22 protein-coding genes are annotated in these 23,442 nt (G+C 73.1%); 10 read left to right on the plus strand and 12 right to left on the minus strand.

Features of this window, described 5'->3' with window-relative positions; all coding sequences use genetic code 11:
- Window positions 1-75 precede the first annotated feature (75 nt).
- The 3 genes from O7611_RS29375 (at window position 76) to purD (ending at window position 3,855) form a co-directional block, all read left to right on the plus strand.
- Entirely contained in the window at window positions 76-1,365 is a 1,290-nt protein-coding gene (locus O7611_RS29375) for an adenylosuccinate synthase (protein WP_120572356.1), read from the plus strand.
- 222 nt (window positions 1,366-1,587) lie between these two features.
- Window positions 1,588-2,517 (plus strand): type IV toxin-antitoxin system AbiEi family antitoxin domain-containing protein, encoded by a 930-nt coding sequence (locus O7611_RS29380; protein WP_269697922.1) that lies wholly within the window; start codon window positions 1,588-1,590, stop codon window positions 2,515-2,517.
- A 90-nt stretch (window positions 2,518-2,607) separates the two neighbouring features.
- Window positions 2,608-3,855, plus strand: coding sequence for a phosphoribosylamine--glycine ligase (purD, locus tag O7611_RS29385; RefSeq protein WP_269697924.1), 1,248 nt, complete (start codon window positions 2,608-2,610; stop codon window positions 3,853-3,855).
- On the opposite strand, the gene O7611_RS29390 is transcribed toward purD, so the two are convergent.
- The 4 genes from O7611_RS29390 to O7611_RS29405 all read right to left on the minus strand — a co-directional run bounded on the left by O7611_RS29390 (window position 3,839) and on the right by O7611_RS29405 (window position 8,815).
- The gene (locus O7611_RS29390) at window positions 3,839-5,338 is read right to left on the minus strand and encodes a N,N-dimethylformamidase beta subunit family domain-containing protein (protein ID WP_269697926.1); all 1,500 of its coding nucleotides are present in this window, start codon (window positions 5,336-5,338) and stop codon (window positions 3,839-3,841) included. The genes purD and O7611_RS29390 overlap by 17 nt on opposite strands.
- Window positions 5,339-5,414: 76 nt before the next feature.
- A complete protein-coding gene (locus O7611_RS29395) occupies window positions 5,415-6,980 on the minus strand; it encodes an AMP-binding protein (protein WP_269697928.1) in 1,566 nt (521 codons plus the stop codon).
- A gap of 166 nt (window positions 6,981-7,146) precedes the next feature.
- Window positions 7,147-8,361 (minus strand): acyl-CoA dehydrogenase family protein, encoded by a 1,215-nt coding sequence (locus O7611_RS29400; protein WP_194800160.1) that lies wholly within the window; start codon window positions 8,359-8,361, stop codon window positions 7,147-7,149.
- Window position 8,362: 1 nt separating this feature from the next.
- Entirely contained in the window at window positions 8,363-8,815 is a 453-nt protein-coding gene (locus O7611_RS29405; protein WP_194800159.1) for an SCP2 sterol-binding domain-containing protein, read from the minus strand.
- Window positions 8,816-8,893: 78 nt separating this feature from the next.
- On the opposite strand from O7611_RS29405, the gene O7611_RS29410 reads away from it, so the two are divergent.
- The gene (locus O7611_RS29410; RefSeq protein WP_194800158.1) at window positions 8,894-9,532 is read left to right on the plus strand and encodes a TetR/AcrR family transcriptional regulator; all 639 of its coding nucleotides are present in this window, start codon (window positions 8,894-8,896) and stop codon (window positions 9,530-9,532) included.
- On the opposite strand, the gene O7611_RS29415 is transcribed toward O7611_RS29410, so the two are convergent.
- A complete protein-coding gene (locus O7611_RS29415) occupies window positions 9,507-10,184 on the minus strand; it encodes a DedA family protein (RefSeq protein ID WP_269697930.1) in 678 nt (225 codons plus the stop codon). The two genes, O7611_RS29410 and O7611_RS29415, sit on opposite strands and share 26 nt — an antisense overlap.
- 160 nt (window positions 10,185-10,344) lie before the next feature.
- Between O7611_RS29415 and O7611_RS29420 the strand changes: the two genes are divergently transcribed.
- Window positions 10,345-11,487, plus strand: a complete 1,143-nt coding sequence (locus O7611_RS29420; protein ID WP_269697931.1) for a sensor histidine kinase — start codon at window positions 10,345-10,347, stop codon at window positions 11,485-11,487.
- Complete coding sequence (locus tag O7611_RS29425) at window positions 11,484-12,128, plus strand: response regulator (protein WP_269697932.1); 645 nt, start codon at window positions 11,484-11,486, stop codon at window positions 12,126-12,128. The genes O7611_RS29420 and O7611_RS29425 overlap by 4 nt, the downstream gene beginning before the upstream one ends.
- Before the next feature lie 9 nt (window positions 12,129-12,137).
- Here O7611_RS29425 and O7611_RS29430 read toward each other — a convergent pair whose 3' ends face one another.
- The 7 genes from O7611_RS29430 to O7611_RS29460 all read right to left on the minus strand — a co-directional run bounded on the left by O7611_RS29430 (window position 12,138) and on the right by O7611_RS29460 (window position 19,194).
- Window positions 12,138-12,752 carry a DedA family protein gene (locus O7611_RS29430; RefSeq protein ID WP_269697934.1) on the minus strand — a complete coding sequence of 205 codons (615 nt, stop codon included), beginning with the start codon at window positions 12,750-12,752 and terminating at the stop codon, window positions 12,138-12,140.
- Window positions 12,753-12,776: 24 nt separating this feature from the next.
- Window positions 12,777-14,036, minus strand: coding sequence for an adenylosuccinate synthetase (locus tag O7611_RS29435; protein ID WP_194800156.1), 1,260 nt, complete (start codon window positions 14,034-14,036; stop codon window positions 12,777-12,779).
- Window positions 14,033-14,992: a hypothetical protein gene (locus O7611_RS29440; RefSeq protein WP_194800155.1), complete on the minus strand. Its 960-nt coding sequence runs from the start codon at window positions 14,990-14,992 to the stop codon at window positions 14,033-14,035. Before O7611_RS29440 ends, O7611_RS29435 begins: the two co-directional genes overlap by 4 nt.
- Window positions 14,993-15,002: 10 nt before the next feature.
- A complete protein-coding gene (locus O7611_RS29445; protein WP_269697936.1) occupies window positions 15,003-15,944 on the minus strand; it encodes a serine/threonine protein kinase in 942 nt (313 codons plus the stop codon).
- Entirely contained in the window at window positions 15,941-16,699 is a 759-nt protein-coding gene (locus O7611_RS29450; RefSeq protein ID WP_269697938.1) for an NUDIX hydrolase, read from the minus strand. Before O7611_RS29450 ends, O7611_RS29445 begins: the two co-directional genes overlap by 4 nt.
- Before the next feature lie 78 nt (window positions 16,700-16,777).
- Window positions 16,778-17,836 (minus strand): MaoC/PaaZ C-terminal domain-containing protein, encoded by a 1,059-nt coding sequence (locus O7611_RS29455; RefSeq protein ID WP_269697940.1) that lies wholly within the window; start codon window positions 17,834-17,836, stop codon window positions 16,778-16,780.
- On the minus strand, window positions 17,836-19,194 hold the full coding sequence (locus O7611_RS29460; protein WP_269697941.1) for a 3-oxoacyl-ACP reductase: 1,359 nt from the start codon (window positions 19,192-19,194) through the stop codon (window positions 17,836-17,838). The genes O7611_RS29455 and O7611_RS29460 overlap by 1 nt, the downstream gene beginning before the upstream one ends.
- 55 nt (window positions 19,195-19,249) lie before the next feature.
- On the opposite strand from O7611_RS29460, the gene O7611_RS29465 reads away from it, so the two are divergent.
- The 4 genes from O7611_RS29465 (at window position 19,250) to purB (ending at window position 23,411) form a co-directional block, all read left to right on the plus strand.
- A complete protein-coding gene (locus O7611_RS29465; RefSeq protein WP_269697942.1) occupies window positions 19,250-20,542 on the plus strand; it encodes an acetyl-CoA C-acetyltransferase in 1,293 nt (430 codons plus the stop codon).
- Window positions 20,543-20,636: 94 nt separating this feature from the next.
- On the plus strand, window positions 20,637-21,152 hold the full coding sequence (locus O7611_RS29470; RefSeq protein WP_194800151.1) for a SigE family RNA polymerase sigma factor: 516 nt from the start codon (window positions 20,637-20,639) through the stop codon (window positions 21,150-21,152).
- The gene (locus O7611_RS29475) at window positions 21,149-21,898 is read left to right on the plus strand and encodes a hypothetical protein (RefSeq protein ID WP_269697943.1); all 750 of its coding nucleotides are present in this window, start codon (window positions 21,149-21,151) and stop codon (window positions 21,896-21,898) included. Before O7611_RS29470 ends, O7611_RS29475 begins: the two co-directional genes overlap by 4 nt.
- A gap of 88 nt (window positions 21,899-21,986) precedes the next feature.
- Window positions 21,987-23,411, plus strand: a complete 1,425-nt coding sequence (gene purB, locus O7611_RS29480; RefSeq protein WP_269697944.1) for an adenylosuccinate lyase — start codon at window positions 21,987-21,989, stop codon at window positions 23,409-23,411.
- Window positions 23,412-23,442: the final 31 nt, after the last annotated feature.

Below are 23,442 nucleotides of genomic sequence, written 5' to 3' on the forward strand. Positions count from 1 at the left end.
ACTACTTGTTAGCCTGACACCCCGGGCTCGCTGACCGGTCGCCACCTGGCACCCGAGCCTTCTGGAGGCGAGAAGATGCCAGCGATCGTGCTGCTCGGCGCCCAGTGGGGCGACGAGGGCAAGGGCAAGGTTACCGACCTGCTGGGTGAGCGGGTCGACTACGTCGTGCGCTACTCCGGCGGCAACAACGCAGGGCACACGGTGATCACGCCGGACGGCCAGAAGTACGCGCTGCACCTCATGCCGTCCGGGGCGCTGTCACCGAGCGCGATGATCGTGATCGGCAACGGCGTGGTGGTCGACCCGAAGGTGCTGCTGCAGGAGATCGACGGACTCGCCGAGCGCGGCGTGGACGTGTCCCGCCTGCGCATCTCCGGTGACGCGCACCTGATCATGCCGCACCACCGGGCGCTGGACCGGGTGGTCGAGCGCTACCTCGGCAGCTCCCGCATCGGCACCACCGGCCGGGGCATCGGTCCCGCGTACGGCGACAAGGTCGCCCGCATGGGCATCCGGCTCCAGGACCTGCTCGATCCGGGCATCCTGCGCAAGAAGCTGGAGCTGGCGCTCCGCGAGAAGAACCAGCTGCTGTTCAAGATCTACAACCGCAAGGCGATCGACGTCGAGGAGACCGTCGAGGAGTACCTCCAATACGCCGAGCGGCTGCGCCCGTACATCGCCGAGACCCGGGTGATGCTCTGGGACGCGCTCGACCGCGGCGAGACCGTGCTGCTGGAGGGCGCCCAGGCCACCATGCTCGACATGGACCACGGCACCTACCCGTTCGTCACCTCGTCGAACCCGACGGCCGGCGGGGCGTGCGTGGGCGCGGGCATCCCGCCGACCGCGATCACCAAGGTCATCGCGGTGAGCAAGGCGTACACGACGCGGGTGGGCTCCGGCCCGTTCCCGACCGAGCTGTTCGACGACAACGGGCAGCACCTGCGCAAGGTCGGCCACGAGTACGGCACCACCACCGGCCGGGAGCGCCGCTGCGGCTGGTTCGACGCCGTGGTGGCCCGGTACGCCTGCCGCCTCAACGGCGTCACCGACCTGGTGGTCACCAAGCTGGACGTGCTGACCGGCCTGGCAAAGGTGCCGATCTGCGTCGGTTACGAGATCAACGGCGAGCGTTTCGACGACATGCCGATGACGCAGACCGACTTCCACCACGCCACGCCGATCTACGAAGAGCTCGACGGCTGGTGGGAGGACATCACCAAGGCGCGGACCGAGGACGAGCTCCCGGAGAACGCGAGACGCTACATCGCGCGGATCGAGGAGCTGACCGGCACCCGGGTGAGCGTGGTGGGCGTAGGCCCAGGCCGAGAGGAAAACGTCCTCCGCCACCCCCTCCTCCCCTAACCCCACCCCGTCCCCACCCCTCCCCCTCCGCCCCGGGGCACTCACCCCGGTGATCAAGGAGTTTGTGTCCAGTTCGGCGTCGGATCCGGACACAAACTCCTTGATCACCGGGGGTGGTCGCGGGCGGTCGGCCGGGGGAGGCAGTGGGAGGGTGGCTGTGGTTGTCCACAAGGTTGTCCACAGGGGTGTCGGCTGTGGGGTGGCGCGGGGGAGCCTGCGCGTGTGGGTGAATTCGGCGAACTGACGCGGCTGGCCGCAACACAGGGCGGGTTCGTGACGGCCGGGCAGGCGTTGCGCCTGGGCGTCGGCCGGGAGCAGATCCGGTACCTCGTCCGGTCCGGGCGATGGACGCGCATCTCGCGTGGCTGCTACCTGCCGTCACCGGCCGGGCCGGTGGCACTCCGGCGGGCCATGATCCGCGCCGCGATCGCGAGCATCGGGCCGGGTGCGGTCGCGGTGCTGGGCACCGCCGCCGAGCTGCACGGCATCGCCGGCCTTCCACCGACGGCCGCGATCCACGTCTCGGTGCCGCCGCATCGTCCGCACGTGCAGCGCCGGGCGGAGCCCAGCCTGACGGTGCATCAGTTGACGCTCGGTGACGCGGACGTGTGCCGGGCCGACGGCGTACCGGTCACGACTCCGGCGCGCACCGTTGCGGACGTCTTGCTGCGGGCGAGGCGCTACCCGGCGGTGTGCGTCCTCGACTCCGCACTCAACCAGGGCATCCTGGCCGAGAACGACATGTCCCTGGTGTTCGCGTACCTCGCCGGTCGCCGCGGGGCGGTCGCCGCTCGGGAGTTCCTGGCCGAGGCGGACGGCCGGGCCCAGTCGCCCCTGGAGACCCGCGCCCGGCTCCGGTGCGTCGACGGTGGCGTCCCGCCGGAGGTCCTGCAACTGCCGGTACGGGACGACGACGGCTACCTGCTCGGCGTCGGGGACCTGGCATGGCGCGGGGCGCGTCTGATCGCGGAGGCGGACGGTCGAGCCCCGCACCTGACGCCCGAGGCCGTCTACGCTGACCGCTTCCGGCAGAACCGCCTGGTCAACGCCGGCTGGCGGATCCTCCGCTTCACCTGGTCCGACACCCTGCGTCCCGACTACATCCCCCAGACGGTCAAGCACGCCCTCCGCCAGAGCCCGAAGCGCCGGTGATCAAGGAGTTTGCGGGCGATCACCCCTCAATCTGAGACGCAAACTTCATGATCGACGGGGTGGGGTGGGGTGGTCAGTAGGATGCCGGGCGTGCGCGTACTTCTTGTGGGTGGTGGTGGGCGGGAGCACGCTCTCGCGCTCGGACTCGCCGGGGATCCGGCCGTCGAGGCGCTGTTCGCGGCTCCGGGGAATCCGGGGATCGCTGCGGTGGCGCAGTTGCGGGAGGTGACACCCACCGACCCGGCGGCAGTGGCGGCCCTCGCCGTCGAGGTCGCGGCCGACCTGGTGGTCATCGGGCCGGAGGCGCCGCTGGTGGCGGGCGTCGCCGACGCGGTACGCGCCAAGGGCATCGCGGTGTTCGGCCCGAGCGCGGAGGCGGCCCGGCTGGAGGGCTCGAAAACGTTCGCCAAGGACGTGATGACCGCCGCGGCGGTGCCGACCGCCCGCGCGTACACCTGCGAGGACGCGGCTGCGGTGGCGCGTGCGCTCGACGAGTTCGGTGCGCCGTACGTGGTGAAGGACGACGGGCTCGCCGCCGGCAAGGGTGTGGTGGTCACCGACGACCGGGCGGCCGCCGAGCGGCACGCGGCGGAGTGCGGCCGGGTGGTGATCGAGGAATACCTGTCCGGTCCCGAGGTCTCCCTGTTCGTGGTGACCGACGGCGAGGCGGCGGTGCCGCTGCTTCCGGCGCAGGACTTCAAGCGGGTCGGCGACGGTGACACCGGGCCGAACACGGGCGGCATGGGCGCGTACGCGCCGCTGCCGTGGGCCCCGCCGAACCTGGTCGAGGACGTGATGCGCGACGTGGTGCACCCGACGCTGGCGGAGCTGCGCCGCCGGGGCACCCCGTTCGCCGGCCTGCTCTACGTGGGCCTGGCGATCACCCCGTCCGGCCCGCGTGTCATCGAGTTCAACGCGCGCTTCGGCGACCCGGAGACGCAGGTCGTGCTCGCCCTGCTGGAGACGCCGCTGGGCGGGCTGCTGCACGCCGCCGCCACCGGCACGCTCGGCGCGCACCCGCCGCTGCGGTGGCGCGACGGCGCGGCCGTGACGGTCGTGGTGGCGGCCGACGGCTATCCGGCGGGCCCGCGTACCGGTGACGTGATCACCGGCGCGGACCGCGCCGGGGTCATCCACGCCGGCACCCGCCGGGACGCCGACGGCACGTTGCGGTCCGCCGGGGGCCGGGTCCTCTGCGGTACGGCGACCGGGCCGGACCTGGCCGCCGCGCGCGACGCCGCCTACGAGTTGGTACGCGACGTGGAGCTGGCCGGTTCCCACCACCGCACCGACATCGCGGCGGCGGCGGTGGACGGCCGGATCACGATCCCGGGCTGACCGTCCCGCGTCGGCGGCCGGCCATCCGGTTGAGCACGTTCGCCGTGGCCCGCTCGATGCGCGGGTCGCGGTGCCCCTGCCGGTCCAGGGCCAGCGTCCAGCCGAGCGTGCCGCTGGCGAACACCACGGCGCCGCGTGCCGTCTCGTAGACGTGGCTGCTCTGGAGTCGTCGGCCGCCCTGCTGCGCCGGGTACGGCGATGAGCTGAGCGTGGTCCCGGCGGGCCGGGCGAGGGCCGCGTGCAGCCCGTCCGCCTCGCCCGCGACCACGCCCGGGATGCGGTCGCCGTCGGCGACGCCGGTGCCGGACCACACCCAGTTGTCGGCACCGCGCACCACCAGCGGCTGCGGGGTCAGCACGATGCCGTTGTACTGCACGCCGAGCAGCGCCTGTTCCGGCCGGTCGAGGTCGCGCCACGTCACAGTCGGGTCGCCGGTGCCGGCGCCCGGGTCGGGAAGCGTCTTGGCGCACTCCACGATCCGTTCGGGGCGTCCGCTGGCGGCGGGGCGTACGCGGGCGTGCCAGTAGACGCTGTTCGCGCCGAGGAACGCGAGGCTGGTGCCCCCGTTCAGGCCGACCTCGGTGGCGCGGCGCATCTCGGCCGACCAGTACTCGTCGTGCCCGCAGAACACCAGGCCCCGGTACCGGGCCGGGTCGAGTCGCCCGGAGTGCAGGTCGAAGCTGGTGGCGTAGCTGACGTCGTAGAGATTGCGTTCCAGCCACCGGACCGCTGCCTCGTCGCGGTCGAAGTGGGTGGGCCGGCCCGCGTCGGCGTACGGGCGGTCGAAGGAGACCGCACGTGCCCGCAGCGCCGGGTCGCGCCGCCCGTCGGGCCGGTAGCCGTTGTAGAGGCTCTTGCCGAGCCGCCGGTCGCGCGGCCACTGGTTGTACGCCTGCCAGGTGGTCACCGGTAGCACCACGCAGAGCGCGGCCGGGCGCCTGTCGTCGCGCACCACGAACGGAGTGCACGCCCGCCAGCCGCCGGCCGAGGTGAAGACCGCCTGGTAGAGGCCGGAGGTCCAGCCGTGCGGGACGGGCAGGCGCCACGACACCGGCCACCGGCAGGCGAGCACACCGGTGTCCGGGTCGGCGACCGGCACCGGTTGCGGCACGCCGCGCAGGTCGGGGCTGGTCAGCAGCGTGCGGGCGCCCGCGCCGTCGTACCAGCCGATGCGGTGCACGCTGATCCGGAACCGGCCGCCCGGGTTGACGGCGACGTGGAAATCGATCACCTCGCCGGGGGCGACGCTCGTCGTCGAGGCGTACCCCTGGATCTGACGCCGCCGGTCGTCGGCGGCCCGGCCGCCGCGCTCGGGCCACCACGGCTCACCGGCGGCGCGGTTCTCCCGCTCGACGGGCGGAACCGGCCACCGGGTGGGTGGGTCGTCGGGCCGGCCGTGGACCGGGTCGAACGAGCCGAGCGCGGCGGCGGACGCGCCGCCGACGAGCAGGCCGAGCGCGGTACGCCGCCGAAACCGGTCCATTGTGGTGCTCCCCGTTCCCCGTCCGGTCGGGAGAGAAGGTAGCACCGGGCGGCCAGGGCTGTCTGTCCGATGTTGATCAATCGAAGTAGCGGCGCAGCTCCCGGGTGAGCACCTTGCCGGTGGCGTTGCGCGGCAGGTACTTGACGAACACCACGTCGCGGGGCACGGAGAAGCGGGCCAGGTAGCGCCGGACGTACTCGCGGACCGCCTCCGGGTCGAGCGTCTCGCCGGCCCGCAGCGCCAGGAACGCGGCCAGCCGCTGGCCGTAGTCGGGGTCCGGTACGCCGATCACCGCGATCTCGCGGACCTGCGGCAACCGGGCGATCAGATCCTCCACCTCGGACGGGAAGACGTTCTCGCCACCCGAGACGATCATGTCGTCGGCCCGGCCGTCGACGAAGAGCAGTCCGTCGGCGTTGAGCCGGCCCAGGTCGCCGGTGTCGAGCAGTCCGTCGCGGCTCTCCCGGCCGGTGCCCGAGGTGTAGCCCTCGAACAGCATCTCGTTGCCGACGAAGATCCGTCCGACCTCGCCGTCGCGGACCGGCCGGCCGGTCTCGTCCAGGATGGCCAGCCGGGTGCCGTGCGGCGGCCGGCCCGCGGTGGTGGGTGCGGCGCGCAGTTCGGCCGGGCCGGCGATGGAGGCCCAGGAGACCTCGGTCGAGCCGTAGAGGTTGTAGAGCACGTCGCCGTACCGGTCCATGAAGGCGGTGGCCAGGTTGCCGGGGAGCGCGGATCCGCTGACCGCCACCACCTTGAGCGGCGGCCGGGGCTGCGGCGGCGCGACCTCCATCAGTCGTTGCAGCATCACCGGTACGGCGAACATCGCGTCGCACCGCTGGTCGACGAGCGCGGCGAGCGTGGCGGCCGGGTCGAAGCGCCGGTGCAGCACGACAGTGGCGCGCAGCGCGAACGAGACCTGGAGTGCGGCGTACCCCCAGGTGTGGAAGATCGGCGCGGCGATCATCACGGTGTTCTTCGCGTGCAGCGGAATTCTGTCGATGATGGACACCAGCGGGCCGAAGCCGTGCGGGGTGGGCCGGCGGGCACCCTTGGGCGCGCCGGTGGTGCCGGAGGTCAGCACTATGGTGCGGCCGTCGCGCTCCGGCGGCTGGAGCTTCTCCCCGGGCACGGCGGCGGCGATCAGCTCCTCCTGCCCCCGCTCGTCGACCCGGTGCAGCTCGGCCGGGAGGCCGAGGACGCGTTCGGTGAACTCGCCGTCGTGCACCAGGACGCGCAGGCCCTGTTCCTCGGCCACAGTCACCAGTTGCGCGGCGGACAGGCCGGTGTTGACCAGGACGGCGTCCGCGCCGAGCAGCATCGTTGCGACTATCGCCTCGATCAGGCCGTGGTGGTTGCGGCAGAGCACCCCCACCCGGTCGCCGGTCTGCACGCCGAGGTGGGAGCGCAGCGACCGGGCCAGCCGCTCGGAGCGGTCGAGCAGTTCCTGGTACGTCATGGTGGCGCCCTGCTCGTCGACCACGGCGACGCGGCCGGGGTCGCGGGCGGCGGCCTGGCGCAGCTCACCGGCGAGGCTCCAGCCCCACCGGCGCAGTGCGTTGAGCTGGGAGACCACGCGGATCGGTCCGCCCGGGGCGAGCAGTCCACGTCGGGTCAGCGTGGCGGCGATGAACGGCAGGTCCACGGCGCAACTCCTTCGCGTTCGTGGTTCGTCGACCAGGCTCCGGACGGTCGGCCGTCCGGTTCGGCGTGATCTTGTGCCCGATCGCGGTTCGGGTCGGCCCGGGAGCGGCGGCCCGGCCCGCGACGACTCTCGTGCCGTCACGGGTCGGGCCGCGGCCCGCCGGTGGTCAGCGGATCTGCATCCCGGAGATGGCGCGGGAGATGACCAGCCGCTGGATCTCGGAGGTGCCCTCGAAGATGGTGTAGATCTTGGCGTCGCGGTACCACCGCTCGACCGGGTGGTCGCGCAGGAAGCCGGCGCCGCCGAGGAGCTGGACCGCCTTGTCGGTCACCGAGACGGCCACCTCGCCGGCCTTGAGCTTGGACATCGAGCCCTCGCCGGCGGTGAACGGCCGGTTGTTGCGGCCCATCCAGGAGGCGCGCCAGACCAGCAGCCGGGCCGCGTCGATCTCCATCTTCATGTCGGCGAGCGCGAACGCGACCGCCTGGTTTTCGATGATCGGCCGTCCGAACTGGACCCGCTCCTTGGCGTAGTCCAGGGCGTACTCGTAGGCGGCGCGCGCCACGCCGAGCGCCTGCGCGCCGACCGTCGGGCGGGACAGCTCGAACGTCCGCATCGCTGCCTGACCGGAGGCGCGCTGCCCGGACCGGGCGCGGGCCAGACGCTCGTCGAGCGCGTCCTTGCCGCCGAGCAGGCAGCGGCCGGGCACCCGGACGTCGTCGAGGAAGACGTCCGCGGTGTGCGAGGCGCGCAGCCCCAGCTTGCGCAGCTTGCGGGTGGCGGCCAGACCGGGAGTGCCTGGGGGTACGACGAACGCGGCCTGGCCGCGCGAGCCCAGCTCCGGCTCGATCGAGGCGGTCACCACGTGCACCCCGGCGATGCCGCCGTTCGTGGCGTACGCCTTCTGTCCGTTGAGCACCCACTCGTCGGTGGCCTCGTCGTAGACGGCGCGGGTACGCATCGAACCGACGTCGGACCCGGCCTCCGGCTCGCTCGTGCAGAACGCGGCGACGGCCGGGGAGTCGACGTCGCCGAAGCACTGCGGCACCCACTCGACGAGCTGGTCGGGGGTGCCGGCGCCGTAGATCGCGGCGACCGCGAGGGAGGTGCCGAAGATGCTCAGGCCGATGCCGGCGTCACCCCAGAAGAGTTCCTCGCTGGCGATCGGCAGGGAGAGGCCGGTGGGGTCGGCCCAGCAGGTGGCGAGGAACTCGAACCCGTACAGGCCGACCTTCGCGGCCTCCTGGATGATCGGCCAGGGGGTCTCCTCCCGGGCGTCCCACTCGGCCGCGGCCGGGCGCACGACCTCGGCGGCGAAGCCGTGCACCCAGTCGCGAAGGTCCCGCTGTTCCTCGTTCAGGTCGAGCGAGAACTCGGCCATGTCAGGCCTTGGGGATGTCGAACAGGTTGGCGATGTTGGCGGCCAGGCCCAGGTCGCCCTTGGCCTTCAGCTTGCCGGTCATGAACATCATCACCGGGTTGGCGCCACCGGAGACGATCTTCAGGAACTCGACCGGGCCCATGGTGAGGCTCAGCTTCGGGTCGCGGGTCGCGGTCTCCGAGACGGTGCAGGTGCCGTTCTCGATGACGATCTCGTAGGTGTCGGTGCCACCGTCCGGACGGCCGGTGATGTTCCAGTGGATGACCGCGTTCGTGGCACCGGCGCGGTCGGCGCGGAACAGCGTGGGCATCCGGTTGAAGACCTCGCTGAGGATCTTGCCGCGCGCGTCACCGGACATGATCTCGGCGATCTTGGCGTCCGGCGTGGACTTGACCAGCTGCGCGAATTCCTTCGGGCCGACGTTCGCGAAGTTGGCCGGGTCGAAGTCAGTCATGGGGGATTGCACCTCTCGGGCGGGGCCACTTTGGTTACTCTGGCGTAACCTTACGCACGGGTAGGTATGCTCGCAAGGGTGTCCAGCACGCCGACCTTCAAGCGCCTCCCCCGCGCCGTACGCGAGCAGCAGATGCTCGACGCGGCGGTGAAGGTGTTCTCCCGCCGCGGCTTCCACGCCGCCAGCATGGACGAGATCGCCGACGACGCCGGCATCTCCAAGCCGATGGTGTACGCCTACCTCGGCACCAAGGAGGAACTCTTCATCGCCTGCCTGCACCGGGAGAGCACCCGGATGATGGAGGCGATCGCCGGCGCCGCCGCCCCCGACCTGCCCGCCGACGAGCGGCTCTGGCGCGGGCTGCGCGCGTTCTTCGGCTTCGTCGGCGCACACCGCGACGGCTGGGCGGTGCTCTACCGGCAGGCCCGCGGCTCCCAGCCGTTCGCCGCCGAACTCGCCACCATGCGGGGCCGGCTGGTCGAGGTGGTCGCCGGGATGCTCGACCACGCGCTGCGCGCCTCCGGCCGCGAGGTCGGCGCCACCGACCTGGAGGTGGTCGCGTACGGGCTGGTCGGCGCCAGCGAGTCCCTCGCCGACTGGCTGGCCGACCACCCGGAGGCGGACGCGGGGAAGACGGCGACGCGGATGATGAACGTGGCCTGGCTCGGCGCCGACCAGCTTCTGCGCGGCGTCACCTGGCATCCGCCGGCGGTGTAAGGAAGGGCCTCTTCTTGACGTCTCCGGTAGAGGAAGGGTCCCTTCTTGACACCTGCGGTGCGCGGCGCCCCCGGGCCCAGCGCGCCACCTCCACCACCAGCGTCACGGTGAGCGCGAGCCCCAGCCCGAACAGCAGGCCACGAACAGGGTCCCGCTCGAAGGCCAGCCCACCGAGATAGCCCACCGACGCCGAGTAGGTGCCCCAGGTGGCGGCGGCGAGCGCGTCGAAGGCGAGGAACCGCCGTCGGGGAAAGCGGGTCGCGCCCATGGTGAGGGTGACCGCGGTCCGGCCACCCGGCACGTACCGGGCGACGGTGAGGATGAGTCCGCCGCGCACGGCGATCCCGCGCCGGGCCCGGTCCACCGCGGCCCGCCGACGGCTCTCCCGTGGCAGCCGGTCCAGCAGCCGCGCGCCGCCGTGCCGGCCGATCGCGTAGGAGACGTGGTCGCCGACCAGCGCGCCGAGCGCGGCCACGCTGATCACCAGCGGCAGGTCCGGCTGGCCGGTGGCCGCGAAGACGCCTGCCGTGATGACAGCCGTCTCGCTCGGTACGACGGGGAAGAACCCGTCCACGACGGCGATGGCGAACAGCGCCAGGTAGACCCACGGCGAAGAGATCGTGTCGTGGAGCAGTTCGAGAGCGGCATCCATGGCGTCGATGCTGGTCCGGCCGGCGTCCCGGGGAATCTGCCGTCGGTCGGCCGTGGGGGTTCACTTTCGTCGTGCCGTACCCCGAGGTGGTCTCGGGGTCGGCACCCAACCCTCCCCGAGCCCGGTGCCGTCGCGGGCCCGCCGGGCCTAGGCTCGTCAGGTGACCGCCTGGCTGGGCGCCGTCCGGCGCGTCGAACCGTACCTGCCGGTGCTGCTGGCCGGGACGGTGGCCGCCGCCACCTGGGCCTCGGCGACCGGCGGGCTCGGTGTCCGCTCGCCGTTGCCGACCGCGGTGATCCTACTGCTCGCGCTGGCCACCGGCGCCTCGGTGCTCTCGTCACGCCGCTGGGTGCTACCCGTCGTGGCCGCCGTGGGCTGGCTGGTCCTGGCCGCCTGGGCGGCCGTCGTGGTCACGTCCTGGCGGGCCGGCACCGGACTGCGGGGCCGGCACCTCGCCGCGTACCTGCTCGGGACGCTCCCGGTCATGCTCGCCGGAATGGCGGTCGGCAGCGCGGTGGGTGGCGAACGCCGCCTGGTCATGGCCACCCCCGCAAACGCGGTGGTGTTCTACGCCTGGCTGGTGATCGCTCCGGCGATCGTCGGGCTCTGGATCCGCGCCCGCCGGGACGCCCTGGTGGCCCTGCGGGACCGGGCCGAGCGGCTGGAGCGCGAGCAGGAGGCGCGTGCCGACCGGGTACGGGCCGACGAACGGGCCAGGATCGCGCGGGAGATGCACGACGTCGTCGCGCACCGGGTCTCGCTCATGGTGGTGCACGCGGGTGCCCTGGAGGTGACCACGGCCGACCCCGCCACGGTCGAGACGGCCGCGTTGATCCGGTCCACGGGCCGGGCCGCTTTGACCGACCTGCGGGAGGTGCTCGGCGTGCTGCGTCAGGAACGGCCGCTCCCGGCACCGGGTTGGGACACGGTCGACGACCTGGTCCGTGAGTCGCGCGCGGCCGGGCTGCGGGTGAGCCGGTCGGACGAGGGAACACCCGGGCCGGTGCCGGACGCGGTGGCCCGCACCGTGCACCGGGTGGTGCAGGAAGGGCTGACGAATGTGCGGAAACACGCCCCGGACGCGGCGGTCGACGTACGCCTGCGGCACCTGGCGGACGGGGTCGAGGTCACCGTCCGCAACGACCGGTCCGACCGTCGCGATCCGGTGCTGCCGGGTGCCGGGCTCGGCCTGGTCGGCCTGCGCGAACGGGTCGAGCTGACCGGTGGGCGGCTCACGGCGGGGCCGACCCCCGGCGGCGGATTCCTGCTGCATGCGCTGGTGCCGGCCGGGGAGACGTCATGATCCGGGTCGTGCTCGCGGACGACGAGCAGCTCATCCGCGCGGGGCTCCGGCTCATCCTGGAGGCCGCGCCGGACATCGCCGTGGTCGGCGAGGCCGCCGACGGTACCGAGGCGCTGGCCGCCGCTGTCCGGCTACGCCCCGACGTGGTGCTGCTGGACGTTCGCATGCCCGTCGTCGACGGGCTGGCCGCCGCTTCCGGAATCGTGGCCGCCGGACCGAAGGTGGTCATGCTGACCACCTTCGACCTGGACGAGTACGTGCACGAGGCGCTCCGGGCCGGCGCGGTCGGCTTCCTCCTCAAGGACACACCGCCCCGGGAACTCGCCGCCGCCGTACGGACCGTCGCGGCCGGGAACGCCATGCTCGCGCCGACGGTGACCCGGCGGCTGATCAGCTCCTTCGCCGAGCGTGGTCCGGCGCGACGGGAGGCGGCCCGGCAGCGGCTGTCCCGGCTGACCGAGCGGGAGGCGGCGGTCGTGCGCGAGGTGGCCCGGGGTGACGGGAACGCCGAGGTGGGCCGCCGGGTGGGTGCCAGTGAGGCGACCGTGAAGACGCACGTCAGCCGCGCGCTGGCCAAGCTCGGTGTGGCCAACCGGGTGCAGCTCGCCATCCTCGTGCACGACGCCGACCTGCTGGACTGACAAGCCCGGTCACCGGCCGGCGGCGCGTTCACGGGCGCGCCGCCGGCCCCAGCGAACGGCCTCGAACAGACCGGTGACCGCCAGCGAGATGGCGACGCCGGCGAGCAGCCCGGACAGCGGGTTGTGCTCGAACGCCAGCCCACCGAAGTAGCCCAGCAGCCCGCAGTAGACCCCCCAGGTGGTGCACGCCAGGCCGTCGTACAGCAGGAACGTGCGCGCCGGGTAGCGGACCGCGCCCATGGTCAGCGTGACCGCGGTCCGGCCGCCGGGGACGTACCGGGCGGTGGTCAGGATCATCCCGCCGCGCCTGTCGACCGCCCGGCGGGCCCACTCCGAACTGGCCCGCCGCCTGCTGTCCGCCGGGAAGCGGGCCAGCCGGTGCGCGCCGCCACCGCGCCCGATCGCGTACGAGATGTGGTCGCCCACGAGCGCGCCGAGCGCGGCGGTCACGATCACCAGCGCCAGGTTCGGCTCGCCGCCGGCCGCGAAGACCCCCGCGGTGATCACCACAGTTTCGCCCGGTACGGCCGGGAAGAACGCGTCGACCGCGGTGACCGCGATGATCACCAGGTATACCCACGGTGACGTCACCGTGTGGTGCAGCAGGTCGAGCACGTCCCCCATGCACCCATGCTCGGGGGTGCGGTGTTAAGCCCGGGCCCTTCCCGTGCAAAAGGCGTCAACAAGGGGCCCTTCCTTCTCCTCGGCCGTGGGCCCGCGCGACGTGAGCACCACCGGCGCCCCCAGCGCCTCCGAGACCGCAGCCGGCCAGTCGGCGGGCGACTCGTCCAGCACCGGCCGGGCCCGCATCAGCCGCTCGGTGAGCGCCGCCTGCCGGTCCAGGTCACCGGCCGGGCCGGGGACGAGCCGGTCCAGACCGTCGTACCGGCGGCAGATCCGCAGCTCCGGGCCGGCCAGGTCGAGGTGGGTCAGCGCCAGCCCGTCCACCCCACCGGCCACCTCCAGCGCGTACCGGTGGGCGACCGCGTCGAAGTGCCCGAACCGGAAGCGGCCTTGCCAGGGGTTCGTCCCGTTGTGGCGGTCGGTGAACGGCAGCGCCGCGTCCTCGGTGACCAGCGGCCCGGGACCGTGCCGGGTGGTGGTGGTCCGCAGCACGCCGAGCCGCTGCGCGGTACCGGCCATGCCCGCCTCGGCGAGCAGCGTCTCGGCGTTGGCGAACGTCGTGGTGCTCCACGTCGTGTACGGGTGGAAGCCGTGCCACTCGTCCAGCAGCACCCCCTGGGCGCCCTCGAACACGCAGGGGCCCTCGCGCAGCGCGGATGCCAGCCAGGTCCGGTCGACGATCGCGACCCGGCGCGCAAAGGCCGCGTACGCGGGCAGGCAGTCCTCCACCGGCGGCGCGTCGAGCGGGCCCAGTTCGGCGGTGAGCCGGTCCCGTAGCGCGGTCAGCCGCCGGCGCAGCACCGCCGGGCGGCGGCAGTCCGCCACCCGGGGTGCCTCGTCGGGGTGGGCGAGGCCGTACGCGACCGCCTCGCCCACCCCGAGCCCGCAGGAGCCGTGCCGGTCGGCTCCCCGGGCGATCTCCCGGGCGCGGTTCGCGGCCCGGTGGTACGGGGTGGCGAGCAGCGCCTCCCCGTCCACTGTCAGACGGTCGAGCGCGTCCGGCACGCCGACCGACGCGAGGTGATCGGCCTCGGCGGCCAGCGCCAGCGGGTCCACCACCACGTGCCGCGCCAGGTGTGTCCGTACGCCCGGACGGAACGTCCCGGCGCCGAACTGCGCGAACGTGTGGTGCCTCCCGTCGCGCAGGACGACGTTGTGCGCCGCCTGCGCGCCCCCGTTGAACCGGACCACCGTGTGCACCTGCCGGGTGGCGCAGAGCAGGTCCACCACTGTGCCCTTGCCGGCGTCGCCGTAGCCGAGGTCGACCACCGTCACGTGGTTCACAGCCGGGTGACCCCGCTTCCGCCGTCGGCCGGGCTGAACGGCAGCGTCGCCACCGCACACCGGCCGGAGCCGAGCCGGGCGAGCGCCTTCGAGACGGTCCGGGTGGCGGTGGAGCCGGCCCGGTCCAGGTCGCGCAGCCCGGCGTCCAGGTCGATGGCCTGCTCGCCGAGGCCGACGGTGAGCGCGATCGTCTCGCAGACCGCGTCCAGGTCGTCCAGCTCGACAGCGTTCTGCCCGAGCAGGCCGCGCCAGAAGTCCAGCACCTTGCGGTTGCCCGCGTAGTGGCTGCCGGCGGGCAGCAGGTAGTAGGTGTCCCAGCGCGCGGTCACCTCGTCCACCATCTGCCGGACCGGCATGTCCTCGCCCAGGCCGTCGCCGATCAGCCGGGTCACCTCAGCGGCCTTCACCGCCGGGTACGCCAGTTCGTCGCCGATGATGAACAGGTAGCCGCGCCGGCCGCGCTTGTCCCAGCTGTCGGTGGCCGTGTGCCGGGCCATGAAATAGAGCGCCAGCTCGTACGACTCCATCATCTGGCCGCCACCGCCGCCCTCCAGCACGATCCGGCCGAGGTCGTCGTCCATCCGGTTGTCGGACTCGAACTGCCCGACCTGCAACGGCACCCGGTCGCAGGTGGCGTCGCCGATCGCGCCGAACATGACCTGCGGGTCCTTCGCGTACCCCTGCCGCAGCAGCAGGCCGAGCAGCTGCGGCAGCTTGCTCTGCAGCACCCGGGGTACGTGTCCCATCGAGCCGGTGACGTCGAACAGCACGGCGATCGGCGTCGACTGCGGGTGCTCGGCGGAGTCGCGGCTCTCCCGCAGCGCGTCGCGCGGGTCGAGCGCCGGGTGCACCTTGCGGGCGCCGCTGTCGCTGTACGAGAACGCGCTCTTTCCGGTGCGGCGCCGGTAACGGTCGGCGGCGTCGTACACGTCGGTGGACCAGATTCCACTGCCCACGGCAGCCTCCCTACGGGTTGAGGGTGAAGGGTCGGAAGGTGCGCGGCCCGTACAGCCGGTGCAGCACCTCGTCCAGTTCGCGCAGCAGCCGCCAGGCGTCGTCCGGCCGGCTGGCGAGCGCGGCGCCCTGGCAGCCGTCGGCGAAGGCGCGCAGCTCGCGCGGCGCGCGGTCGCCCATCAGCCAGGTCATGCAGCGGGCGGCCATCGCGATGTCGGTGCCCGGGCCGCACTGCCGCTTCGCGGCGACCTCCGGCGGATACCAGGCCTCGTGGCCGGGCACCAGCGCCGGCACGAGCCCACCGGGCTCGGCCGAGAAGCACCAGTCGACGAGCACCACGCCGTGCGCGTCCGGCTCGATCAGGACGTGCCGGGGCAGCACCGCGCCGTGCACCACGCCGGCCCGGTGGGCCAGGCCGAGCGCCACGAGCAGCCGCCGCCACATCCAGGCCGCGTCGCGCGGGTCCAGCCCGTCCGGGTACGCGCGGCGTACGTCGTCCAGGCTGCGCAGCCCGGGTACGGTCACCAGCTCGTTGACCTGCCGTTGCACGCCCGTGGACGGGTCACGCGCCGGGTAGGAGTCGACGAGCCGGGGCACGTATGCGAGGTGCTTGGCGTCGCCGCGCTCGGCGATCCGGCGCAACGCGCGCGCCTCGCGGGCCATCAGGTCGTTGTCGCCGGGGTGCCGGGCCACCTTGAGCAGCCGCCCGTCCCCGTGGTCGTGCAGGTCGGCGACGTCGCCGGCGTACGTCGGGGCGGGGGTGCGCCACCGGGTGGTGACGGTGACCAGCGCTTCGGCGGCGGCGGCGCGTACCCCGGGCTCGGCCGCGCCCAGCCGGTCGGGGTGCAGCGCGCCGACCAGCTCGCGGTAGCGGCGGGCCGGCTCCTGCGTGCCGAACAGGTCGTCGTCGGTACGCGCAGCGGTGACCAGCCGGATCGCCTCCTCGGTCCTCACCGCACCGTCTCCTCCCGGGCGGGGCGCAGGAGCGCCGGGTGCAGCAGCCGGGCGTCTCCGGCGCGGTAGAGCTTGGCCCGGGGGCCGCCGCGCGCGCCGCCGCGTTCGGTGCTGGCGCCGGTGCTCTCCACGAAGCCGGGCACCGAGAGCACCTTGCGGTGGAAGTTGCCGGCGTGCAGCGGGTGGCCCCAGACCGTCTCGTAGACCTCCCGCAGCTCGGTGACTGTGAACTCGGGGGCGAGGAACCGGGTGGCCAGCGGCGTGTACTCCAGCTTGGAGCGGGCGCGCTCCAAGCCGTCGTCGATGATCCGGCCGTGGTCGAAGGCGAGCTGCCGGCTGGTGAGCGCGGTGACCGGCAGCCAGATCGCCTCGTCGGCGTCGGTGTCGGCGACCGGGTCGGGCAGGTCGGGGGCGAATGCCAGGTGCGCGACCGAGACCACCCGCATGCGCGGGTCGCGGTCCGGGGCGCCGTAGCTGCCGAGCTGTTCCAGGTGCACCCGGCGCAGCCGCTCGCCGCCGAGGCCGGTCTCTTCGGCCAGCTCGCGCCGGGCGCCCGCGGTCAGGTCCTCGTCCGGGTGGACGAAGCCGCCGGGCAGCGCCCAGTGCCCCTCGTAGGGCGGCGCGCCGCGGCGGATCAGCAGCAGGTGCAGCGCGCCCTCGCGGATGGTCAGGGCGACCACGTCGACGGTGACCGCGACCGCCGGGTAGTCCCGGGGGTCGTACCCGGCGAGGAAGTCCTGCTCGTTCACGGTCACTCACTCTCAGGTTGAGAACAACTCAATCTGAGAACAACTTAGTGCCGAAAAGAGGGGACGGCAAGTCCCCTCTTTCGCTCAGCGCACCGAACCGACCAGATGCGGCCTTCCGTCCCGGGCGCTGTGCAGCGCGAAGTCCCAGCCCGCGCCGGTCGTCGAGGCGCTGAACGCGACTGTCGACGGCAGCGGCACCGGCAGCTTGAACGACACGTCCACCGTGTACGCCTCGGGCAGCCGGGGTTCCAGCGCGGCCAGGCAGCGGGCCTTGCTCCACATGCCGTGCGCGATCGGGCGCGGGAAGCCGAACAGCCGCGCGCCCAGCTTCGACGTGTGGATCGGATTGTGGTCGCCGGAGACCTGGGCGTAGTCCGTACCCACGCGGGGTGTCACCCGCCACCGGGCCGAGGCGGCCGGCGGCGCCGGGCGGTCGCCCCTGTCGCGCCGCGGGCCGCCGCCGGACGCGCGCTCCTTCCCGAGGTACGTGGACACGCCGCGCCACACCTCCTCGCCGCCGATCGACCCGACCAGCACCACGTCGAGCTGGCGGCCCCGCTCGTGCGGGCGCAGGTTCTCCGCGTACGTGTGGAAGTCGACGTTCTCGCCGACCTCGACCGGGCGGTGCACGGTGATCCGGTTGGCCACGTGCACCACGCCGGTGAGCGGGATGGGAAAGCCCGGACCCGTCATCAGCCGCAGCGACAGCGGGAACCCGAGCACGTGCAGGTACGTCGCCGGCAGCCGGTCGGTCAGCCGGAACCCGCACACCCGGTCGTAGTCCGCCAGGTGCCGCTGATCCACAGCGACCCCGCCAACGGCAAGTTCCAGCCCCGGCACGTCCCCACCGCGCCGCCCCCCGACCCCAGGCACCACCCCGAGTAGCGCCCGCCGATAAAGCGCCGAACTGGCCGGCAGCCCGTCCAACTCCACCCGCCGCCGCCCCGCCGCTCCTTCACCCCGTTGATCATGAAGTTGGCTGCCTTGTGGATCTCCAGAAATGCCGTCAACTTCAGGATCGTCGGAGGAGGGGCGGGCCTGCGTGCGAGCCAGGGCGGCGGCTCGGGCCGCCGTGAGGTCGCGGGTGGGGCCCTCGATCAGGTCGTGCAGGGTCAGGTCGTCGTCCTCGTGGTCCTTCGGCATCACGCCCCCAGGAGGCTCTGGCCGCAGACCCGGACCACGTTGCCGCTGACCGCGCCGGTCGCCGGCCAGGAGAGCCACCCGATCGTCTCGGCCACGTCCACCGGCAGGCCGCCCTGGGCCATGCTGTTCATCCGCCGTCCCGCCTCGCGGATGGTCAGCGGGATACGCGCGGTCAGCCGGGTCTCGATGAAGCCCGGCGCCACGGCGTTCAGGCTGATCCCGCGCTCGCGCAGCACCGGGGAGAGCGAGTCGACCAGGCCGATCACGCCGGCCTTGCTCGTCGCGTAGTTGGTCTGCCCCCGGTTGCCGGCGATCCCGGCGATCGACGAGACCGAGACGATCCGGCCGCCGGCCGGAATCAGGTCGCGTTCCAGCAGCACGTCGTTGATGCGCTCCTGGCTGGACAGGTTCACGTCGATCACCGAGTCCCACCGGTCGGCGTCCATCCGGCCCAGCGTCTTGTCCCGGGTGATGCCCGCGTTGTGCACCACCACGTCGACCCGCCCGTGCCGGGACGCCAGGTGCTCCGCCAGCCGGGTCGGCGCATCCGGCGCGGTCAGGTCGAGCTGCACCGCGCTGCCGCCGATGTCGTTGGCGACGGCGGCCAGCTCGTCCCCGGCCGCCGGGATGTCCAGCGCCACCACCTGCGCGCCGTCGCGGGCCAGCACCTTCGCCAGCGCCGCGCCGATGCCCCGGGCCGCGCCGGTCACCAGCACCACCTGCCCGTCGAGTGGCCGGTCCCAGTCGGCCGGGGCGACGGCGGTGCCGGTGCCGACCCGGATCACCTGGCCCGAGACGTACGCGGACCGGCCGGAGAGCAGGAACCGGAGCGTGGACTCCAGGCTCACCGGGGTGCCGGCGTCACCCTCGCGCGTGACGTAGACCAGCTGGGCCGTCACGCCCCGGCCGAACTCCTTGCCGATGCTGCGGGTCAGGCCCTCCAGCGCGCGCTGGGCGGTAGCCTCCCGGGGGGAGCCGCACTCGGCCGGCGGCGTGCCCAGCACGATCACCCGGCCGCTGGGCACCAGCGAGCGGGCCTGCGGGTGGAAGAAGTCGTAGAGCTGGCGCAGCCCGGCGGAGTCGGTGATGCCGCTGGCGTCGTACACCAGGGCCGCGAAGCGGCGGTCGGCGTCGTGGGCGGCGACCGGGTCGGCCAGCTCGACCCCGGCGGCGGTCAGGATCTTCCCGGCCGGCTCGGCGATCCGGCCGCCGGCCGAGGAGCCGAGCAGGACCGGCCCGGGAACGAGCGGGTCACCCGGCGTGTGTCGGCGCAGTCGGGGCGGGTCGGGCAGCCCGAGGCGCTTGACCAGCGCGCGACCGGCCCCCGTCTGGACGAAGCTCGCGTACCTGTCGGTCATAGGCGTAGCCTACTGGCGAGTAGGGTTCGGGCAACAGTTTCGAGGGAGGCCGATCGTGCAGAGTGTCCGGCGGGTCGCGGTCATCGGGGGCAACCGCATCCCCTTCGCCCGGTCCAACTCGCGCTACGCGCACGCGTCGAACGCGGACATGCTCGGTGCGGCGCTCGACGGGCTGGTCGCCCGGTTCGGGCTGGCCGGCGAGCGGGTCGGCGAGGTGGTGGCCGGCGCGGTGCTCAAGCACTCCCGCGACTTCAACCTCACCCGTGAGGTGGTGCTCGGCTCCCGGCTCGACCCGCACACCCCCGCGTACGACATCCAGCAGGCCTGCGGCACCGGGCTGGAGGCGGCCATCCTGGTCGCCAACAAGATCGCCCTCGGGCAGATCGAGGTCGGCATCGCCGGTGGCGTCGACACCACCTCGGACGCGCCGCTCGCCGTCAACGAGGACATGCGGCGCACGCTGCTCCAGCTTAACTCGGCCCGTACGCTCGGCGAACGGCTCAAGATCGCGGCGAAGCTGCGCCCGCACCAGCCGTTCAAGCCGGACATTCCGCGCAACGCCGAACCGCGTACCGGGCTGTCGATGGGTGAGCACGCGGCCCGCACGGCGCTGCGCTGGAACGTCGACCGGACCGCGCAGGACGAACTCGCGCTGCGTTCGCACCAGCGGCTCGCCGCCGCGTACGACAAGGGGTTCTTCGACGACCTGATGACCCCCTACCTGGGGCTGACCCGCGACCAGAACCTGCGGCCGGACACCAGCCTGGAGAAGCTCGGCTCGCTCAAGCCCGTCTTCGGCGCCTCCGGTGCGGACGCCGAGCGGGCCACCATGACCGCCGGCAACTCCTCGCCGCTCACCGACGGCGCATCGACGGTGCTGCTCGCGTCCGAGGAGTGGGCCAAGGCGCACAACCTGCCGGTGCTGGCCTGGTTCTCCTGGTCCGAGACCGCCGCCGTCGACTTCGTGCACGGCGACGAGGGCCTGCTGATGGCCCCCACGTACGCGGTGCCGCGGATGCTGGCCCGCGCCGGGCTGAGCCTCCAGGACTTCGACTTCTACGAGATCCACGAGGCGTTCGCCTCCCAGGTGCTGGCGACGCTGGCGGCCTGGGAGTCGCCGGAGTTCTGCAAGGAGCGCCTCGGCCTGGACGCGCCGCTCGGTTCCATCGACCGGGAGAAGCTCAACGTCAACGGCTCGTCGCTGGCGGCCGGGCACCCGTTCGCCGCCACCGGCGGCCGGATCGTCGCCACGCTGGCCAAGCTGCTGGATCAGAAGGGGAGCGGGCGCGGCCTGATCTCCATCTGTGCGGCCGGCGGGCAGGGCGTGACAGCGATCCTGGAGCGCTGACGACGGCGTCCCGCCCGGTTCTCCACCGGGCGGGCAACCCGCCTGCCGGCCCGTTCCGTCCCCTGGGCATGAGGCGAACGAGGAGCGGCGCCCCGTGACCGGGCGTGACGAAGAGTTCCGCGACTACGTGACCGCCCGGCTGGAGCCGCTGCGCCGCACGGCGTACCTGCTCTGCCGGGACTGGCACACGGCGGACGACCTGGTGTCGATCACGCTGGGCAAGCTCTACCGCAACTGGCGACGGGCGCTCGGCGCGAACAACATCGACGCGTACGTCCGGGGGATGCTCACCAACGCGTGGCTGGACGAACGGCGCCGCCCGTGGCGGCGGGAGCACAGCACCGACGAGGTGCCGGACCGGGCGGACCTGGCAGCCGGGGAGCCGTCGGTCGGTGAGCGGGAGATGCTGCTGGACCTGCTGGGCGGGCTCGCGCCGCGGCGTCGGGCGGTGGTGGTGCTCCGGTTCTACTGCGACCTGTCCGTCGAGGAGACCGCGCAGATCCTGGGCGTCACCACCGGCACCGTGAAGAGCCAGTCCGCCCGCGCGCTGGAGACGCTGCGGCTGCTCGCCTCGCACCATTCGACAGTGGAGAGCGGGAGGCGGCGATGACGTACCGGCAGATCTTCGACGCGGCGATCGGCGACGCGCCGCCGACGACGGTCGACGTGGACGCCCTGGTGGCGCGGGAGGGCCGGCGTCGCCGGCGTCGGGTGGGCGCGTACGCCTCGGCGACAGCGGTGCTGGCGCTGGCGTTCGGCGTCGGCGTGGTCGTGCAGCCGGGAGCGTCAGGCGGCCCGGCGCCCACCCTCCCGGTCGCGTCGGCCTCCGCCTCCGCCCGGTCCGAGCCGGAGCGCCTGCAAGCGGCGATCCTTACCGCGTTCCACCGGGAGGCGCCGGACCTGCGGTGGGTGCAGGGCGGGTCGACCGCCGACCGCGAGACCTGGGACGGCCCGGTCACCGACACGCCGCCGTGGACGGTGAAGCCGTTCCAGTGGGAGTCCATGACCGGCTGGTTCGCGGTGGGTGTCGCCGCTAGGGGCGAGGTCCGGTCGTATCTGACCATCAACGTGGGCAGGATGCGCCCCGGCCACACGAGCCCGGGCGACTGCACCCCCGGCCAGGTCACGTGCCGGTCCTTCACCGGCCCCGCGGGTGAGCTCGTGGTGGCGCACGACACGGAGGGCAGGCACCTGGTCGGGTCGGTGACCAAGCGCACGGTCCTGCGTAGCGTGACCGTCGAGCGGGCCGACGGCACCAACGTGTCGGTGCAGACGGTCTCGTCCACCGACCGGCATCTGATGACAGTCGAGGAGATGGCTGCGGTCGCGCTCGACCCGGAGATCCGGCTGGGCTGACGCCGTGTCCCGGTCCGGCCCGCCCACAGGCCGGACCGGGTACCGGCGTCGCCGGGACCGGCCCGGGCCTCATGAAAGACTGAGGTACGTGACGACGATCCCGAACGTGCTCGCCAACCGGTACGCCTCGCCCGAACTGGTCGCCCTCTGGTCGCCGGAGGAGAAGGTCCGGATGGAGCGCCGGCTCTGGCTGGCGGTGCTCAAGGCCCAGCGTGACCTCGGCGTGCCGGTGCCGGACGGGGTCGTCGAGGCGTACGAGCGGGTGGTCGACCAGGTCGACCTGGCCTCGATCGCGGCGCGCGAGCGGGTCACCCGGCACGACGTGAAGGCCCGGATCGAGGAGTTCAGCGCGCTCGCTGGGCACGAGCACGTGCACAAGGGGATGACCTCCCGAGACCTCACCGAGAACGTCGAGCAGCTCCAGATCCGCGCCTCGCTGGAGCTGATCCGGGACCGCGTGGTCGCCACGCTGACCCGGCTGGGCTGGCACGCGGGCGAGTACTCCGCGCTGGTGATGACCGGCCGTTCGCACAACGTCGCCGCGCAGGCCACCACGCTCGGCAAGCGCTTCGCGTCGGCGGCCGAGGAGCTGCTCATCGCGTACGAGCGGCTGGAGGACCTGATCGGCCGCTACCCGCTGCGCGGGATCAAGGGACCGGTGGGCACCGCCGCCGACCAGCTCGACCTGTTCGACGGCGACGCCGGCAAGGTGGCCGAGCTGGAGCAGCGGGTGGCCGGGCACCTGGGCTTCCGCCGGGTGCTGGACAGCGTCGGCCAGGTCTACCCGCGCTCGCTGGACTTCGACGTGCTCTCCGCGCTGGCCCAGGTGGCCGCCGCGCCGTCTTCGCTGGCGACCACGATCCGGCTCATGGTGGGCCAGGAGCTGGTCACCGAGGGCTTCAAGCCGGGCCAGGTCGGGTCCAGCGCGATGCCGCACAAGATGAACACGCGCTCGTCGGAGCGGGTGAACGGCTTCGCGGTGATCATCCGGGGTTACCTGTCGATGGTCGGTGAGCTGGCCGGCGACCAGTGGAACGAGGGTGACGTCTCCTGCTCGGTGGTGCGCCGGGTCGCGCTGCCCGATGCGTTCTTCGCCGCCGACGGGCTGTTCCAGACGTTCCTCACCGTGCTGGACGAGTTCGGCCCGTACCCGGCGGTGATCAACCGGGAGCTGGAGCGTTTCCTGCCGTTCCTCGCCACCACGAAGATCCTCGTGGCCGCCGTACGCCGGGGTGTCGGCCGGGAGGTCGCGCACGAGGTGATCAAGGAGCACGCGGTCGCCGTGGCGCTGGCGATGCGGGAGAAGGGCGCGGCCGAGAACGACCTGTTCGACCGCCTCGCCGCAGACGGCCGGCTGGGCCTCACCCGGGCCGAGATCGACACCCTGGTGGCCGACCGCAACGCCTTCGTAGGCGCCGCCACCGACCAGGTCACTCGGGTGACCGCAAGAATCACCAAGATCGTCGAATCCCAGCCCGAGGCCGCCACCTACTCCCCGCCCCCCATCCTCTGACCTCTTCTTCCGGTTCTTCCGGTCGATCATG

It is taken from the genome of Micromonospora sp. WMMC273 (assembly GCF_027460285.1).
GTDB lineage: Bacteria > Actinomycetota > Actinomycetes > Mycobacteriales > Micromonosporaceae > Micromonospora > Micromonospora aurantiaca.